16 protein-coding genes are annotated in these 16600 nt (G+C 66.1%); 5 read left to right on the top strand and 11 right to left on the bottom strand.

From position 1 onward, the window contains the following. The first annotated feature begins 1 nt into the window (after position 1). Positions 2-1072, top strand: a complete 1071-nt coding sequence (locus tag KUV82_RS02030) for an AI-2E family transporter (protein ID WP_219955247.1) — start codon at positions 2-4, stop codon at positions 1070-1072. Here KUV82_RS02030 and KUV82_RS02025 read toward each other — a convergent pair. The 9 genes from KUV82_RS02025 to KUV82_RS01985 form a co-directional block, all read right to left on the bottom strand. Further along, positions 1063-3015 carry a hypothetical protein gene (locus tag KUV82_RS02025; RefSeq protein ID WP_219955246.1) on the bottom strand — a complete coding sequence of 651 codons (1953 nt, stop codon included), beginning with the start codon at positions 3013-3015 and terminating at the stop codon, positions 1063-1065. The genes KUV82_RS02030 and KUV82_RS02025 overlap by 10 nt on opposite strands. Beyond that, positions 3012-3446 carry a hypothetical protein gene (locus KUV82_RS02020; RefSeq protein ID WP_219955245.1) on the bottom strand — a complete coding sequence of 145 codons (435 nt, stop codon included), beginning with the start codon at positions 3444-3446 and terminating at the stop codon, positions 3012-3014. Before KUV82_RS02020 ends, KUV82_RS02025 begins: the two co-directional genes overlap by 4 nt. Positions 3447-3533: 87 nt before the next feature. Next, positions 3534-4772, bottom strand: coding sequence for a WcaI family glycosyltransferase (locus KUV82_RS02015; protein WP_219955244.1), 1239 nt, complete (start codon positions 4770-4772; stop codon positions 3534-3536). Beyond that, complete coding sequence (locus KUV82_RS02010; protein ID WP_258319803.1) at positions 4769-5395, bottom strand: hypothetical protein; 627 nt, start codon at positions 5393-5395, stop codon at positions 4769-4771. Before KUV82_RS02010 ends, KUV82_RS02015 begins: the two co-directional genes overlap by 4 nt. A gap of 73 nt (positions 5396-5468) precedes the next feature. Continuing rightward, positions 5469-6272 (bottom strand): DUF1295 domain-containing protein, encoded by an 804-nt coding sequence (locus tag KUV82_RS02005; protein ID WP_309148090.1) that lies wholly within the window; start codon positions 6270-6272, stop codon positions 5469-5471. Beyond that, the gene (locus KUV82_RS02000; RefSeq protein ID WP_219955243.1) at positions 6269-6892 is read right to left on the bottom strand and encodes a 1-acyl-sn-glycerol-3-phosphate acyltransferase; all 624 of its coding nucleotides are present in this window, start codon (positions 6890-6892) and stop codon (positions 6269-6271) included. Before KUV82_RS02000 ends, KUV82_RS02005 begins: the two co-directional genes overlap by 4 nt. A gap of 74 nt (positions 6893-6966) precedes the next feature. After that, positions 6967-8574 carry a carboxyl transferase domain-containing protein gene (locus KUV82_RS01995; protein WP_219955242.1) on the bottom strand — a complete coding sequence of 536 codons (1608 nt, stop codon included), beginning with the start codon at positions 8572-8574 and terminating at the stop codon, positions 6967-6969. Beyond that, positions 8571-8921 (bottom strand): hypothetical protein, encoded by a 351-nt coding sequence (locus KUV82_RS01990; protein ID WP_219955241.1) that lies wholly within the window; start codon positions 8919-8921, stop codon positions 8571-8573. The genes KUV82_RS01995 and KUV82_RS01990 overlap by 4 nt, the downstream gene beginning before the upstream one ends. Then, complete coding sequence (locus KUV82_RS01985; RefSeq protein WP_219955240.1) at positions 8918-10087, bottom strand: isovaleryl-CoA dehydrogenase; 1170 nt, start codon at positions 10085-10087, stop codon at positions 8918-8920. Before KUV82_RS01985 ends, KUV82_RS01990 begins: the two co-directional genes overlap by 4 nt. Before the next feature lie 183 nt (positions 10088-10270). On the opposite strand from KUV82_RS01985, the gene KUV82_RS01980 reads away from it, so the two are divergent. Genes KUV82_RS01980 through KUV82_RS01965 form a run of 4 tightly spaced genes read left to right on the top strand, consistent with a single transcriptional unit; the run spans position 10271 to position 14643 of the window. Then, positions 10271-11803: a PAS domain-containing protein gene (locus tag KUV82_RS01980; RefSeq protein ID WP_219955239.1), complete on the top strand. Its 1533-nt coding sequence runs from the start codon at positions 10271-10273 to the stop codon at positions 11801-11803. Positions 11804-11858: 55 nt separating this feature from the next. Next, entirely contained in the window at positions 11859-12338 is a 480-nt protein-coding gene (locus KUV82_RS01975; RefSeq protein ID WP_219955238.1) for a hypothetical protein, read from the top strand. After that, complete coding sequence (locus KUV82_RS01970) at positions 12335-13102, top strand: ATP-binding cassette domain-containing protein (RefSeq protein WP_219955237.1); 768 nt, start codon at positions 12335-12337, stop codon at positions 13100-13102. Before KUV82_RS01975 ends, KUV82_RS01970 begins: the two co-directional genes overlap by 4 nt. Next, positions 13099-14643 carry an ABC transporter permease/substrate-binding protein gene (locus KUV82_RS01965; RefSeq protein ID WP_219955236.1) on the top strand — a complete coding sequence of 515 codons (1545 nt, stop codon included), beginning with the start codon at positions 13099-13101 and terminating at the stop codon, positions 14641-14643. The genes KUV82_RS01970 and KUV82_RS01965 overlap by 4 nt, the downstream gene beginning before the upstream one ends. Here KUV82_RS01965 and KUV82_RS01960 read toward each other — a convergent pair. Both KUV82_RS01960 and lgt read right to left on the bottom strand, forming a co-directional pair. Continuing rightward, positions 14640-15722 carry a class I SAM-dependent methyltransferase gene (locus KUV82_RS01960; RefSeq protein ID WP_219955235.1) on the bottom strand — a complete coding sequence of 361 codons (1083 nt, stop codon included), beginning with the start codon at positions 15720-15722 and terminating at the stop codon, positions 14640-14642. The two genes, KUV82_RS01965 and KUV82_RS01960, sit on opposite strands and share 4 nt — an antisense overlap. Beyond that, positions 15719-16594 carry a prolipoprotein diacylglyceryl transferase gene (gene lgt / locus KUV82_RS01955; protein ID WP_219955234.1) on the bottom strand — a complete coding sequence of 292 codons (876 nt, stop codon included), beginning with the start codon at positions 16592-16594 and terminating at the stop codon, positions 15719-15721. The genes KUV82_RS01960 and lgt overlap by 4 nt, the downstream gene beginning before the upstream one ends. Between the last annotated feature and the right edge of the window lie 6 nt (positions 16595-16600).

The following is a 16600-nucleotide window of genomic DNA, read 5'->3' as shown; positions in this document are numbered from 1 at the left end:
GGTGAGCGGAGGCAGCGCCAAGGGTGTCGAGCAGGGCGGATTCCTGCTTTTCCTCGCGTTCGTCTCCGCCGCCTTCCTCGCGGTGGTCCTGCCCTTTGCCCGCCCGCTGCTGTGGGCGGCGCTGGCGGCCATCCTGTTCCAGCCGCTCTACCGCTGGTTCCTTGCCAAAAGGCCCGAGAAAGAAAGCCAGAGCGCGCTGGCCAGCCTGATCGTGATCCTCTTTGCCGTGGTCCTTCCGGCGTTGTGGATCGGCAGCGCCGTGGTGGACGAAGCCGCGGGGCTCTACGTCGCGTTTCGCGAGGGCAATGTCGACGTCTCGACATACTTCGAACAGGTTTTCGGCGCGTTGCCTGCAAATATCCAGGCCTCGCTCGACAGCGCCGGCTTCGGCGATTTCAGCGAGGTACAGGCCCGCGTTACCGCCTTCGTCCAGGCCTCGCTCGGCCTGATCGCCCAGCAGGCGATCGCAATCGGCGGGAGCGTTTTCGGCTTCGTGCTGGCCTTCGGCATCGCGCTTTATGTCGGCTTCTTTCTCTTGCGCGACGGGCGCGCGATCGGCGACGCCATCCTCGCCGCCCTGCCGATGGAGCGGAGCGTTGCGGACCGGCTGGCCGAACGCTTCCTCACCATCGTGCGCGCGACGATCAAAGGGTCGGTCGTGGTTGGCCTGGCGCAGGGCGCTCTGGGCGCGCTGACCTTCTGGATCGTCGGCATCCCCTCGGTGCTGCTGCTCGGCGTCATCATGGCAATTGCCTCGCTCCTGCCCGCACTTGGTCCCGCGATCGTGTGGGTGCCGGCCGCGGTCTACCTGCTTGCGACCGGCGCGATCTGGGAAGGCGTTGTCGTCATTGTATCGGGCGTCGCGCTGATCGGCATGGTCGACAATGTCCTGCGCCCCATACTCGTCGGCAGAGATACGGGGATCCCCGACTGGCTCATCCTCGTGACCACGCTGGGCGGGATCGCGCTGATGGGCCTGTCGGGCATCGTCGTCGGGCCGCTGGTCTGCGGCCTGTTCCTCGCCGCCTGGGGCATCTTTGCCGAACAGCGCGCAGAGGGCGCTCAGGCGTAGCTGGCAAAGCCGGTCTCTTCCCAACGGGCAAGGTCGCGGTTGTAGCGAAAGGTGATCCAGTCGTGCGCGGCTGACAGGACGCGGGTCTGCGTCATGGCCGTGCTTGCAGCGGCACCTTTCACGAAGCGCACGCTGCCATCCCCTCCCTGCTTAACCAGGCGCAGGCGCTGGCCGTCGGCATAGCCGACCGTAGCCCCTCCGGCGGGATGGGCAGGCAGGCTGAGATCAAGATCAAGCGCCCCGCCGACCGCCACGGCCATGAGGGGTCCTGCAACCGCAAGCTCGCCCGAAGCGGAAAGGGCCGGACCCACGAAATAGCCCTGCGCGCTGCTGCCGCTCGCGGCGTTGCCATCCTGAAAGTCCACACAAGGCATCGATATCGGCACCACGCCCCCGTTGGGCGTACGCGCGCCGGCGAAGTCGCCGGAGACAGCGAGGCGGCAGGATCGGTCGATGTATCCGGTCCATTCCGCCCCGTGCGAGACACGACCCGCAGCCATCGCTTGCGCAGTGCGTTCGTGCCGGATCGCGAGACGAACGCCCTTCGGAGGGTCCCTGTAGATACCGTCGGGCGCACCGGGCACGGGCTCGGTCAGTCCCGGCACACCGTGGAGATAGGCGGCAACGAAGTTGGGACGCCGGTCGATCACGCTTTCGATGGTGAGATCGATATCCTGCAGCGCCATCGCCGCGTTGCCGGGGAGCACCAGCTGGGTGTCGACCAGCCGCGCCGTACCGCGCACCCAGCTGAGCACGGACAGCGTGCCGCAATCCTCGAAATGGCATTGCTCGAGCGTGGTCCGCGGCGGGGGAAGCGCGGCGTCGCGGGTGGGATAGGTCGCGTTGTAGCCGACGCCGATGGTGTGACCGCCGCCGAGCCAGACCTGGCTGCAATCGCGCCACAGGCAGTTGCGGAAATGGGCGCGCGACTTGCCCGTATCCTCTTGCGCCTGGAAGCCGTCCCCGAACTCGCAGTCTTCGGCCATGATCTCGCAATTCACGCCCGGATTGAGGATGCTGCCGTTCGATGTCAGCAAGCGGCAGCGGGTGAGCTCAAGCCGCTCGACCGCGTTGTCGAGGCCTGCAAGGTAAAGCGCCTCACCGCGCCATCCGATCATGTCGACATCGCGGCAGACGATGGTGCCGACCATGCAATCCTGCACCCACAGCGCCTTGTCCGACGTATCCCAGCCATCGCCAGTGACCGGGTCGGCAGGCCAGGCGTAATTGCCGGTGTGCTGGCGGTTGCCCTGCAGGACGAGCCGGTCGAGTTCGAGCCGGGCCACCGTGCGCGGTGCGGGCGGCGTGGGCGGCGGATCGCCCTGCACAAAGATGCCTCCGCCCCGCCATACCGCGTCGGACGGATCATCGCTCTTGAAGGGCACCACCTGCCAGTTGGCGTCGGGGTCGATGCCGCCAAGCCCGCGAAAGTCGAGGATGCTGGGCTCTGCAGCGAAGCCGCGCAGGGCAAGCGACGCGCGCACCACGAGCGGGCGTCCGTCCTCGGCGCGGGTGTCGCGCTCGGGCGAGGTGCGCACCGGGCAGTCGATCCGGTAGCGGGCGCTCTCGAAGCGCAGCTCGCGCGCGCCGATTGCATGGGCGTAGTCGATGGCGGCCTGGATTGCAGGCTGGTCGTTGCTCAACCCGTCTCCTGCCGCTCCGCCCTGCTCGACCGAAAGCGACCCTGCCTCGGCCTGCAATCGGAAGATGCGCCCGCTGGCGCAGCGCAGGACAAAGCGCGGGTGCGCGGCGCGCAAAGCCTCGTCGCACAAGGCATCGTGAACGTAGCGCGCGCTGCCATGGCCCGGTGATCCATGGCCCACGCTTTCAAGGACCAGCGTATCCGGATCCGGTGCACGCTGCGCGAGATCCGCGAACAGCGCAGGGGCCGCCTGCGCCTCGCGGTTGGCAAGGGAAAGCGCCTGCAGCGCGAGCGCGTTCATTGCGCCAGCCTGTAGGCAATGGTCCCGCTGGTCGGCGCAAGCTCGAGGTAGAGCGCAGCGCCCGCCTCGCTCTCGGACCAGACCGGTTCGCAGGCGTTGGCGGTGAAGCGCGCCCAGCCCGCACCGCCCAGCGTGAGGGGAAACTGGCTTGCGCCGCCGTCACTCGAACGCAGCACCCGGACCGAGCCTTCCCATTCGCCGGACAGGGTGAGGAAGACCGACGCGAAGGGCGCGGGAGTGAACGGGCCGGCCACTTGCGCACCCGTCGCTTCCCCCTCGAGGGCAGGCGGTGTCTGCGGGGGGCGGGCTACGGTTGCCAAGGGCGTCTCGTCGCCCACCAGCGCAAGCATTCCGGCAGCGTCGGTGCTGCCCAGCGCAAACGCGGGCGCGAAGCCACCGGGCGCCTCGACGGGGATGGGTTCATCAATCATGGACAGGCTCCAGCTAGAAGAAGGAGCCGATCCAGTTACTCACATAACCATCTGTAGGAAAATACTTATTTTGTCCCGCACGCGCCGTTAGCCGAGCAGCTCTTCGAGGCGCTGCTCGAACCGGTCCAGCACAGCAGTCTTCGACCAGGCTGCTTTGGCGCGCTGGATCGCGTGCTCTCCCATCGTGCGCCGATAGTCCGCATGACCAGCGAGCGAAGCGATCGCATCGGCGATCGCCTGGGGCGTTTCGGGCGGCACGATCACGCCGCAACCGACAAGCTCCTGGGCAACCCCGGTTCCAGGCATGACCGTCGCGACGATCGGCCGGCCCGATGCCAGCATGTTGCCGAGCTTGGAAGGGAGGACCAGGTCGGCCGCATCGGCCAGCTGCGGCAACAGGTGGATATCGGCCATACGCAGGAGCGAGCCGACCCGTTCGGGCGACTGCAAGTCGCGAAACTGGAGATTGCGAAGACCCTTGGCCCGCCTTTCGAGATTGATTCGGTTCGGCCCCTCACCCACGACCACGAAGGCGATGTCCTCGCGCCCCTCAAGCAAGCGGGCGGCGTCGACGACCACATCGAGACCCTGCTTGTTGGCGATGTTGCCGGAATAGAGCACGATGGTCTTGCCCTCCAGCCCCCATTCGGCGCGCAGCGAACGGCCGCTCGCCGCCTGGATGGCTGGCAGGTGGTTGGCCCAGTTGCGAATTTCGATGATCCGGTCACGCGGCACGCCCTTGGCCTCGGCCAGCTCGCACATGGGGCGGCTGATGGTCGACACGATATCGGCCGATTGCAGCATGCGGTTCTCGAACGACGCCGCCGCTTGCGCGGTGCGCCCGTCGCGGTCGATGAGCCCGGTGGCGAGCGCTGCGCCGACTTCGAAATCCTGGATGTGGAGCCACAGCGGCACGCCCGCACGGCGGGCCATCCGCACGGCGACCGGCGCCGCAACCATCGACGGAGCGACGGTCACGACAATATCGGGGCGCATGTCCCTGCGCGCCATGCGCGACGGCGGATAGCAGCTGCTGGCGAAGCTCATGTGATGCGCCAACCGCTTCCGGCCGCTGGGATTGGCCGGAATGTAATGCGGGCAGCGGGTCACCTTGACGCCGTTCTCGACGCTCGACATCCAGCGGCCCTTGAACCGGTCAAACAGCTTCCAGGCGGGGTAGTAAGGCTGGCCGACAATGGCGCGCACCTCGTGACCGCGCTCGACCAGACCTTCGCACAGGCCCGCCGAGTAGGGGCCAATGCCAATGGGTTCGGGAGCGTAGTTGAGCCCTATGAAGAGGATCTTGCGCGGGCGGCCCGCGCTCACGCCGCGCGAATGTCCTGGGTGCCGCGGGCGCCGCCGTCCTTGGCGTCCAGCCCGTCGAAGATAGCCCCGACGATAAGCGCCAGCTTGTCTTCGTTCAGCTTGTCGCTGATCATGGCGATCATGTAAGGCTGGAGGTAGCAGTTCACCATCTGGTTGATGATCGACATGGCGGTATCGACCTGCAGGCCTTCGAGATGTCCTTCAGCCTGCGCTTCCGCGATCAGCTCGCACAGATAGTGGTCGCCAAGATCGATGTAGCTCCGGGCGTATTCGAAATAGCGTTCGCCCATCTCGACATAGAGATTGAAGCTCGCCGGATCGTCCTCGAAATTCTGGCGCAACAGCCGGAATCGGCGGGCGAAGAACTCGTACATCTTGCGCCGCGGCGGAAGGTCGGAGGCCATGACCTCGTCCATCACCGCAAGCTTGGGCGCAAACCATTCGCCGGTCACCGCCTCGAGCAGGTCGCCTTCCTCGGGGAACACGACTTCGAGGCGCGAGCGGGCGATCTTGAGTTCGGCGGCGAGGCGCGTGCGCGTGACCTCTTCACCGGTGCGCTCCATCAACGCCATCGCTTCGCGCGCAAAGCGGCTGCGCATGGTTTCGATGTCGTCTTCACTCACGCCTGCGCGCTCCCGTAACGGCCTCTGCAGACAATTAGGGATGCATTCGCCGCGGTTAAACCCCCAATAGGGCTCAGGAGGCGCTTTTCTTGGGCGGCCAGGGGATGAAAGCCGAAGTTCGCGCCTTATACTCTTCGTATCCGGGCCGAGAAGACTTCATGCCGCTTTCGAGCAGGGCAGCGCCCGACCACTTGGTGAGCGTGAAGGTCAGGAAGATCGGGCCGGCGATCGTCCAGGCCGCCACCCACCACCCGGCCGAAGCCGAGGCGATCCAGATACCCCACCACACGCAGGCGTCACCGAAATAGTTGGGATGACGGGTGTAGCGCCACAGGCCCTTGTCCATCACCTTGCCTTCGTTGGCGGGATCGGCCTTGAACCGGGCGAGCTGCCAGTCGCCTACCCATTCGAAGAAGATCCCTACCGCCCACAGGCCGAAACCGATCATCGCAAGGCCGCTGATCGGGGTCGAGGAACTGGCTTCGAGGATGCCGTATTGCGCCGGGCTCGACACCAGGAACAGCAGGGCGGACTGGAACAAGAAGACTTTCACCAGCGCAGCGATCGCGAAGCGGCCTTTCTCGCGGTCTTTCCTGAGGATCTTCGCGTAGCGCTTGTCTTCGCCTTCGCTGCGCCAGCGCCGCAGGATATGGATGCACAGGCGCACACCCCAGATCACCGTCATGCCCATAAGCAAGGTGGCGAGACCGCCAGGGTCGAGCAGGCGCAGCCAGCTCACCAGCGCCATCAGCGCCATGCCGCCGCCCCAATAGGCATCGACGAAGCTCACATCGTCGATCTGGAGCGCGATGACCCACAGGATAATGGCAAGGCCAAGCAGGATTGCCGCGTTCGCGAGCAGCGCTTCGAGGATCACTCGCCGCCCTCCTCGACAATCCGGTTCGCCTGCGCCTCCAGGACCTTGTAGCGGCCCAGTTCAGGGCGCTTGGAAATCAGGTAGTCGGCGATCTTCTGCAGGTCGCGGCCATAGTCACCGCTCGGCCAGATCGGCTCGCTGAAACCGAGCATGCGCTTCTTCCAGCTGACCCAGGCGACCACGATCGGGACCTGTGCGGCCTGCGCAATGTGGTAGAAGCCGCTCTTCCATTCGCCGTTCGAGCTGCGCGTGCCTTCGGCCGCGATGACCAGCGCGAGCTTGTCCGCCTTGCGGAAGGCTTCGGCCACTTGTTCGACGTAATTTGCGCGCTTGGTCCGATCGATCGGCACGCCGCCCATGTCGAACATGAAGTTCTTCATCACCCCCTGGAACAGCGTGTGCTTGCCCATGAAGCTGGGTTCGATCCCCTCTTCCGCCGTGGCGCCGGTGAAGAAAACGAAATCCCAATTGGACGTGTGCGGCGCGCCCGCGATCACGAATTTGGGGATCTTGGGCAGCGGGCTTTCGATGCGCCAGCCCTGCGCCTTGTAGATCCACCAGATGATCCGCCGCACGATACGCGACAGAAGCGACCGCTTGCGGACGTATGGGCTTGTCAATTCACTCTCCCCTGAAGGCACGACCTAGCAGTTACGCTAGGGAAAGCGAGAGGGATGCAGCGGTTTCCCGCCGTTTACATCCGGAACACGCCGAACTGCGGTGTCTCGGGGATCGGCGCTTCGAGTGTTGCGGCGAAGGCAAGGCCGAGGACATCGCGCGTTTGCACCGGGTCGATCACGCCGTCGTCCCACAGGCGCGCGGTGGCGTAATAGGGATTGCCTTCGTCCTCGTACTTCTGGCGGATCGGGGCCTTGAACTTCTCGGCCTGTTCTTCGGTCCAGCTGTCGGCATCGCGGTGGACGGTGGCGAGGACGCTAGCGGCCTGTTCGCCGCCCATCACCGAGATGCGCGCGTTGGGCCAGGTGAAGAGGAAACGCGGGGAATAGGCGCGGCCGCACATGCCGTAATTGCCCGCGCCGAAGCTGCCGCCGATGACCACGGTGACCTTGGGCACGGTGGCGGTCGCGACGGCGGTGACGAGCTTCGCGCCATGCTTGGCGATGCCTTCCGCCTCGTATTTCCCGCCGACCATGAAACCGGAGATGTTCTGGAGGAACAGCAGCGGGATGCGGCGCTGGCAGGCGAGCTCGATGAAATGCGCGCCCTTCTGCGCGCTTTCGGAAAACAGCACACCGTTGTTGGCGAGGATTGCCACCGGCATGCCCCAGATATGCGCAAAGCCGCAGACCAGCGTGCTGCCGTAATGCTGCTTGAACTCGTGGAACTCGCTGCCGTCGACGAGGCGCGCGATGACCTCGTGCACGTCGTAGGGCGCGCGCACGTCCTCGGGCACCAGCGCGTAGAGATCATCCGCATCGAACTTGGGCGCGCGCGGGTCCTTGATCTCGACATTCTTGGCGGCCGCGTGGTTATCGCCCAGATGGCTGACGATATCGCGTACGATGGTGAGCGCGTGTTCGTCGTTCTCGGCGAGATGGTCGACAACGCCCGACTTCTTCGCGTGGAGATCGCCGCCGCCCAGATCCTCGGCGCTGATCTCCTCGCCCGTCGCGGCCTTCACCAGCGGCGGACCGGCAAGGAAGATCGTGCCCTGGTTGCGCACGATCACGGTCTCGTCCGACATGGCGGGCACATAGGCGCCGCCCGCGGTGCAGCTGCCCATGACGCAGGCGATCTGCGGGATGCCAGCTGCGCTCATGTTCGCCTGGTTGAAGAAGATGCGCCCGAAATGGTCGCGGTCGGGAAAGACCTCCGCCTGGTGCGGCAGGTTCGCGCCGCCGCTGTCGACGAGGTAGATGCACGGAAGCCGGTTTTCCTGCGCGATTTCCTGTGCGCGCAGGTGCTTCTTGACCGTCATCGGGTAGTAGGTGCCGCCCTTCACCGTGGCATCGTTGCACACGATCATCACCTGACGACCCGACACCCGGCCGATCCCGCAAATCAGCGAGGCGCCGTTGATATCGCCTTCGTACATGCCGTTGGCGGCAAGCTGGCCGATCTCGAGGAAGGGGCTGCCCGGATCGAGAAGCCGCTCGACACGCTCACGTGGAAGGAGCTTCCCACGCGAGACATGCCGTTCCCGGCTCCGCTCGGGGCCACCAAGCGCGGCTTCGGCGACGGAAGAGCGCAGGTCGGATGCCAGCGACTTGTTGTGCTCGAAGCGCGCCTTGGCGTCTGGCGCCTCGCGGTCGAGTGTCGAGGTGAGAACGGGTGCTGTCATGCGACTGCTCCAAGCAAGGTGAACGTGCCGACGCCGAAAGAGAACAGTGCTCCAGAATCACGAACACCATTCATCGCGAAAGCAAGGATTCCCAAGGTGAGGAAGGCGAGACCAAGCCCAACCTCAAATACAAAGGCGGTTGTGGGCACCAGCAGCAAAGCAGCCGTAGCAACCAGAGCCGCTGTGACGACCGCATACACGACCTTGTTCGCGCGGTCAGAAAGTCCACCCGAAGCGGAAGCACGCTTCTGTGCCAGCAACTCGAGCGCGTAGCGAGGACCGCCTCTGGCAATGTGCCAAGCCAAGGCACCGCCGATCAGGACTACGGCAAGATAATGCCAGATCACCCCGCTGCCCCAATCAGCTCGCGCCCGATCAGCATCCGCCTGATCTCGTTGGTCCCAGCGCCGATATCGAGCAGCTTCGCATCGCGCATGTAGCGTTCGACCGGCCAGTCGAGCGTATAGCCAGCGCCGCCCAGCGCCTGCACGCTTTCGGCGGCAACCTTGAAGGCGTTCTCCGATGCCAGCAGGATCGCACCCGCCGCGTCGAAGCGGGTGGTCTGGTCATTGTCGCAGGCCTTCGCCACCGCATAGGTGTAGGCACGCGCCGATTGCAGCGCGACATACATGTCGGCGACCTTCGCCTGCATCAGCTGGAAACTGCCGATCGGTTTTCCGAACTGCTTGCGCTCGCGAAGGTAGGGGATGACCGTGTCGAGGCAGGCCTGCATGATGCCAAGCTGCAATCCGGCCAGCACCACGCGCTCGTAGTCGAGGCCGCTCATCAGCACGCCGACGCCCCCGTTCACCGGGCCCATCACGCGGTCTTCGGGGATGTGGCAATCGTCGAACACGAGCTCGGCCGTGGGCGAGCCGCGCATGCCGACCTTTTCGATCTTCTGGCCGATGGAAAAGCCCTCGTCGTCCTTCTCGATGAGGAAGGCGGTGATGCCGCGCGAACCGGCTGCGCCATCGGTCTTGGCGTAGACGACCAGCGTGTCGGCGTAGGGGGCGTTGGTGATCCAGAACTTGGTGCCGTTGAGGATGTAGCCGCCCTGTACGGCTTCGGCCTTCAGCTTCATCGAGACGACGTCCGACCCCGCACCGGCTTCCGACATGGCGAGGCTGCCGACATGCTCGCCGCTGATCAGCGGGGCGAGGTACTTCGCCTTCTGCTCCTCGTTGCCCCAGCGGCGGATCTGGTTGACGCACAGGTTCGAATGCGCGCCGTAGGAAAGGCCGAGCGAGGCGCTGGCGCGGCTCACTTCCTCGACCGCGATGACATGTTCGAGATAGCCGAGGCCAAGCCCGCCGTCGGCTTCATCGACGGTCAGGCCGTGCAGGCCCAGCTCGCCCATCTGCTGCCACAGCTCCTCGCGCGGGAAATAGTCTTCGCGGTCGATCTTCTCGGCCAGCGGGGCAATTTGCTCGTCGGCAAAACGGCTCACGCTTTCGCGGATCATCTCCGCGCTTTCGCCAAGCTGGAAATCGAAATCGGGGGTCGCGCGCATGGTCTCTCCTCAGGAATCCGCGAAATTTGGGCGCTCGCGAAAATTCGTATGCGGGCGGGCGGATAGCCGAGTGCGCCGTGCGGGGCAAACGCATTGGGGGCATCACCGTTCAGGCCATGGAAAGTTGCTTTTTGCGGTAGGCACGGGACGTTATTTGAGGCTAAGGGGCGCGCCAACGCAATCATGTACCGCAAGGAAACTATCCTGTGGCCCGAAGGAACTCCGCCTTCGGATGCCTATTGCGACGAGGGCAAGCGCCTCGCGGTCCTGGCGGCGCATGGGACCGGCGCGCTGGTGGACGATCCGGAGCTCCAGGGAATCGTCGATCTCGCCGCGCGCATTTGCGACGCGCCTCTCGCCATGGTCACCATGGTGGAAGAAGGCCGCCAGCTGTTCCTGACCCGCACGGGTATCGATGCGCGCGAGACCCCGCGCCCGACGAGCTTCTGCGCCCATGCGATGCTGGGCGCGGAACCGATGGTGGTGCGCGATGCGCTTGAAGACCCGCGCTTTGCAGACAACCCGCTGGTGAGGGGTGAACCGCACATCCGGTTCTACGCCGGCCACCCCCTTGTTTCGGTCGAAGGGGCGCCGCTCGGCGCGCTGTGCATCATCGACCGCGTGCCGCGTGAACTTGGCCTCAGCGGATTGCAGAAGGAAACCCTGTCGGTCCTCGCCAAGGCGGTCATGCGGCGCATCTCGCAAAAGCGATTGGGCGATGACGCGATCAGCGCGGTTAACCGGCGCGAAGCCTACCTGCAGAACATGATCGACAGCGTGCCGGGCATTGCCTGGTCGGCCAACCCGCAAGGCGAATTCGACTACGTCAACGCGCGCTGGCGCGAGACGACCGGACTGGAACCGCCGCGCACCACCAAAGAATGGCAGTCGGCCATCCACCCCGACGACTGGGAAGCAACGCTCGCCCGTTTCCTCGAAGCGGTGCGCACCCGCACGCTGTTCGAAGACGAGTGGCGCCTGCGCCTCGCAAACGGCGAGTACCGCTGGGTCCAATCGCGCGCGGTCCCGGTAGTCGACGAGGAGGGTGCGGCGCGCTGGTTCGGCACGGTCATCGATATCGACCGGCAGAAACGCCTGTCGGAATCGCGCGACCTGCTGGCGAACGAGCTATCGCACCGCATCAAGAACATCTTCGCGGTTGTCTCGGGCCTCATTGCCGTGCGTTCGCGCGGCCGGCCCGAAGCGGCCGAATTCGCCAGCGAGCTTACCGCGGCGATCCGCGCGCTCGGCACGGCGCACGACTATGTCCGCCCCTTCGACGGCCGCTCCACCGATTGCCTCCAGGGCCTGCTGCGCGACTTGCTGAGGCCTTACGAAACCGCGGGTTCGCGGATTACCATCAGCGGCGAGGACCTGGAAATCGGCCCGCGCGCCGCAACGCCGCTTGCGCTCATCTTCCATGAACTCGCGACCAACGCCGCCAAATACGGCGCGCTTTCGCAACCCGGCGGCTCCGTCTCCATCCAGATCGCGCACCCTTGCGAGGAACGCGACGAGCTTGTCGTGAGCTGGCAGGAATCCTCCGACTCCTTCGAGGAAACCACCGCCGCCGCCGTTCGAGAGGAAGGCGGCTTCGGTTCGCGCCTGCTGCGCCTTGCCATCGAAGGACAGCTTGGCGGCAGCTTCACGCGCACCTTCTCCGACGACGGGCTCGATGTGGAGATTACCGTGCCGGCGGCAAAGATCGGCGCCTAGGGGTCGCATCCTTCCTCGCGCCTGCCTATGGTGGCCCGCAAGAGGGAGGTTGCGCATGATCCGGTTTCGAACATTTGGCCTGCTCGCGGCGGTGCCCCTGGCCGCCTGCTCGGCGCAAAGCGAAGCCGATGCGGAAATGGCCAACGCCGCGCTTGGCGGCGAGACGGAGACGCCCGAACCCGCGGCGGAGGAAACGCCGGCCGAATCGCCCGCTCCTGATGTGTTCGCCGCGACGGCCTGGCGCGTGACGGCCGAGGACGGCGCGCGCTACACGACCTACCTAGACCCCGAGGGCACCTACCGCGATTTTCGCAATGGCGACCCCTGGCAGGAAGGGAGCTGGTCGCACGCCAACGCCGAAAGCGACCCGGTGCTGTGCTTCACTCCCGATGCGGAAAACGCGGTCGAGCGCTGCTGGGAGCCGGGCCGGATGCGCGGCGATACGATGCAGGCGACCGGCGACAACGGCACCACGATCGAGCTCGAGCGGGTCGAGTATGTCCTTCCCGATGCGGACACCGACGACGCGGCGTGACCACAGGGAACGAACCGCTGCTGGAATTCCGCGATGTGCGGAAGCGCTATGACGCGACCGAGGCGGTGGCCGGGGTTTCCCTGTCCATCCCTTCCGGCCAGTTCGTGGCGTTGGTCGGCGCTTCAGGATCGGGCAAGTCGACGCTGCTGAAGACCGTCAACCGCCTGGTCGATCCGAGCACGGGCGCGGTGCGCTTCGACGGCGAGAATGTCGAAAGCCAGCCGCTGGCTGCGCTGCGCCGCCGGATCGGCTACGTCTTCCAGTCGATCGGCCTCTTTCCGCACATGCGCGTGGGCGAGAATATCGCGATCGGCCCCCGGCTGGTGGGCGAGACGATGCCCGCCGTGCGGATTGGCGAACTGCTTGAGCTGGTCGAGCTCGATCCCGAGATGGCCAATCGCTTGCCCGACGAGCTTTCCGGCGGGCAGCGCCAGCGCGTCGGGGTCGCCCGCGCACTGGCGAACGAACCGCAATTGCTGCTGATGGACGAACCCTTCGGCGCGCTCGACCCGATAACCCGCGATGCCCTTGGCGACCGGGTCCGCGAACTGCACCAGGACCTCGGCCTCACCACCGTGATGGTCACGCACGACATGGCCGAAGCGCTGCTGCTGGCCGACCGCGTCCTCGTCATGGACAGCGGGCAAGTTGTCGCTGACGAGACACCCCACGCGCTGCTGGAGGGTGCCGGGGGAGAGATCGCGCAGGGCCTCGTTGCCGTGCCGCGCGCGCAGGCCGACCGGCTGGCGGATCTCGCCCGGTGAGCGATATCTGGACCACGCTTCTCGGTCTTGGCGACAAGCTGGCGGCCCATGTGCTGCTGTCGGCATCGGCCATCGCGCTCGGGATTGCGGTTGCCCTGCCGCTGGCAGTCTGGGCCAGCCGCTCGCCGCCCGTGGCGCGCGCGGCGCTGGGTTTCGCGAGCCTTGTCCAGACGATCCCTGCGCTGGCCCTGCTGGCGCTGTTCTTCCCGATCCTGCTGAGCCTGCGCAGCCTCTTCGGAGAGGGGCTCCCGACGCTCGGCTTCCTGCCCGCGCTGCTGGCGCTTTCGCTCTACGCCCTGTTGCCGATCCTGCGGAACGCCGTGACCGCGCAGGCCAATCTCGACCCCAGTGTGATCGAGGCGGCGGACGGTGTCGGCATGACCTTCTGGCAACGCCTGCGCCTCGTCGAAGCGCCGCTGTCGGCACCCTACATCATGGCCGGCATCCGCACGGCGGCGGTGTGGACCATTGGCGCAGCGACGCTATCGACCACCATCGGGCAGCCCAGCCTGGGCGATCCGATCTTCGCCGGATTGCAGACCCAGAACTGGGTGCTTGTCCTCGCCGGCTGCATTGCCAGCGCCGGCCTTGCCCTTGTGGCTGACGGTCTGCTCGGCGCCATCGAAAAGGGGCTCGCCACGCGCCGCCGCGTCCTCTCCTTCGGGGGCCTTGGCGCAGTCGCGCTCGGTATTCTCGCCGCGCTCACCGTCCAGTTCGGCGGCAGCGACGAAGATCGCATCGTGATCGGCGCGAAGGGCTTTTCCGAGCAATACATCCTCGCGCGCCTCATCGGCCAGCGGCTGGAAGCGGAAGGTTTTGAGGTCGAATACCGCGACGGGCTGGGGTCGGCTGTGGCGCACCGGGCGGTTTCGACCGGGGCGATCGATGTGCTCGTTGACTACACCGGCACGATCTGGACCAACCAGATGGAACGCGCGGACAATCCCGACCGCGACACCATGCTCGCCGAAATCGTCGCCTGGGAAACCGAGACCAGCGGCACCCATGTGCTGGGCCGGCTGGGGTTCGAAAACGCCTATGGCCTCGCCATGCCGCGCGCGGCAGCAGAGGCAGGCGGGTTTGCCGCCATCGGCGATCTGGCGGGGCGCGCCCAGTCGATGACCATCGGCGGCGATCCGGAATTCTTCGAGCGGCCCGAATGGTTCGCGGTGCGCGATGCTTACGGTCTGCGTTTCGGCGCGCAGCGCAACTTCTCGCCAACCTTCATGTACAACGCGCTGATTTCGGGCGAGGCGGATGTGATCGGCGCCTACACCTCGGATGGGCGGATAGCGGCGGACGACCTCGTGATCCTGGAAGACCCGGAAGGCGCCTTTCCCAACTACGACGCCATCGTGCTGGTCGCGCCGGAAACGAGCGCCGATGAGGCCCTGCTCGGCGCGCTCCAGCCGCTGGTCGGAGCCATCGACGTCGAGGCCATGCGCGAGGCGAACTTCTCGGTCGACCGGGAGGAGGACAAGCTGTCTTTCGACGAGGCGGCGCGCCGGCTGGCCGAGCGGGCCGGCATCGCCATCCGCTAGTCCTCGGAGCGGCGGCGCTCCCCTTCGGGAAATCCGGCCCCGCGCGGCCAGTCGCGGGCGGTTAGCGCCATGCACTTGAACAGCGCGCCCATTTCGTCGGGCGAAACCAGCCGGTCATACGCCGCCTTGATATCCCCCGCCCGCTCGGGCGCCGCACTGGCGAGGCTCTGCGCGCGAAGGCCGATACCCATCGCACTCAACCAGTCGCCCTGGGTCGAGAGCAGGCTGACGCTGCCTTCGCGCCGGGCAAGATCGTCGAGCGTGGCGAAATCGACATGGGCGGTAAGGTCCATCTCGCCCGGCTCAGCAAAGACATCGACCTTCTCGTGCGCCTTGACCGCTTGCAGGGTGGAGCCGCTGCGCGCCACGAGGTGGCCGTAATCGATGAACAGCGCCGCCCCGCCCTGCACGTCGAGCCGCCGGGCAAGAGTTTCGACCAGCGCGGCGGCGGCCGGACAGGTCTCGATAACCGTGCCTACGGGCGCGGAGCGTTGCGCCATGGGCACCGCCTCTTCCATCGGGTTCGGCCCGGACACGAAAGCAAGCTCACCCTCCTCCAGCCCGACCATCCGCTCGCGCCATCCCAGCTCGGTCATCACCAGCTGGCGGATCGGGAGCGCGTCGAGGAACTCGTTGGCGAGCAACAGGATCGGCCGGTCTTCGGGCAGAGTATCGAGCGTGTCGTGGAATCGTGCTTCGGCGAGCGCGCCGCCCTGGAGCGCGCGGAGCGCCTCGGACCCTTCGACCAGATGGACCTCTGGTCGCAGCCCCTGGCTGGCCATGGCCCGCAGCGCGTCCTTCGCCAGCGTCCCGCGCCCCGGCCCGAGCTCGACATAGATCGCGTCCGCCGGGCGCCCGGCACGCGACCAGATATCGGCCAGCCACAGCCCTGCCATCTCGCCGAACATCTGGCTGATTTCGGGCGCGGTGGTGAAATCGCCGCCCGCGCCGAGCGGATCGCGGCTGGTGTAATAACGCGCGTTGCTCTCGCCCATGTAGCGCGAGACCGGCATCGGTCCGTGGCTTTCGATCAGGCGGCGGAACGTCTCCGCCAGCGGCGTGTCGCCAGCCTCGCTCATGCGCTGGGCGCGGCGGCCTTGGCGCTTCCCCCAACCGGCTGTTTTACCAGTGCGTAGACGATCACGATGACGCCCACCGCGATCATCGGCAGGCTGAGCCACTGGCCGCGCGAAAGGCCGGTTTCGAGCACCACATGGGCTAGGTGCGCATCGGGTTCGCGGAAGAACTCCATCAGGAAACGCCCAAGACCCATGCCGACCGTGAAAACGCCCACCAGCAGCCCTGCGCGGTAGCGCGCGCGGGTTTTCCAGAAGAGCGCGTAAAGCAGCAGCGCCAATAGCAGGCCTTCAAAGCCCGCCTGATAGAGCTGGCTGGGGTGCCGCGCCAGCAGGTCGGGATCGGTCGGGAAGACCATGGCGAGCGGAAATTCGCTTTCGACCGGGCGACCATACAATTCGCCGTTCACGAAGTTCGCCAGTCGTCCGAGCATGTAGGCGAGCGGCACGTTGACCGCGATGTAATCGCAGATCCGCAGCCAGTTGAGCTTGCCCCGCCAGGCAACCCAGCTGATCGCCACCAGCACGCCGATGACCCCGCCGTGGAAGCTCATCCCGCCTTCCCACAGCTTGAACATGTCGACCGTGCCGAAGAGTTCAGGGCGGTAGAAGGCGACATAGCCCAGCCGTCCACCGAGAATCACGCCCAGCGTGCAGTAGAAGAACAGGTCGTCGGCATGGCGCTGCGCCATCGGCGCGCCGGGCGCCTTGATCATCTTGGACAGGTGCCAATAGGCCAGCAGGATGCCGACAAGATAGGCGAGCGAATAGTAGCGAAGCTGGAACGAGCCGATCTCGAATAGGTAGGGGCGAAGGCCCAGGTTCTCCCAGTAGATCGGTTCCGCTGCGCCCGATGCAGCCAGTAGTGACAGCAAGTGCTT

Origin of the sequence: Qipengyuania flava, from assembly GCF_019448255.1 — a bacterium.
In the GTDB taxonomy this organism is placed as follows: Bacteria; Pseudomonadota; Alphaproteobacteria; order Sphingomonadales; family Sphingomonadaceae; genus Qipengyuania; species Qipengyuania flava_A.
Note: the sequence above shows the minus strand (reverse complement) of the source record. Positions and strands in the feature narration are given on the sequence as shown.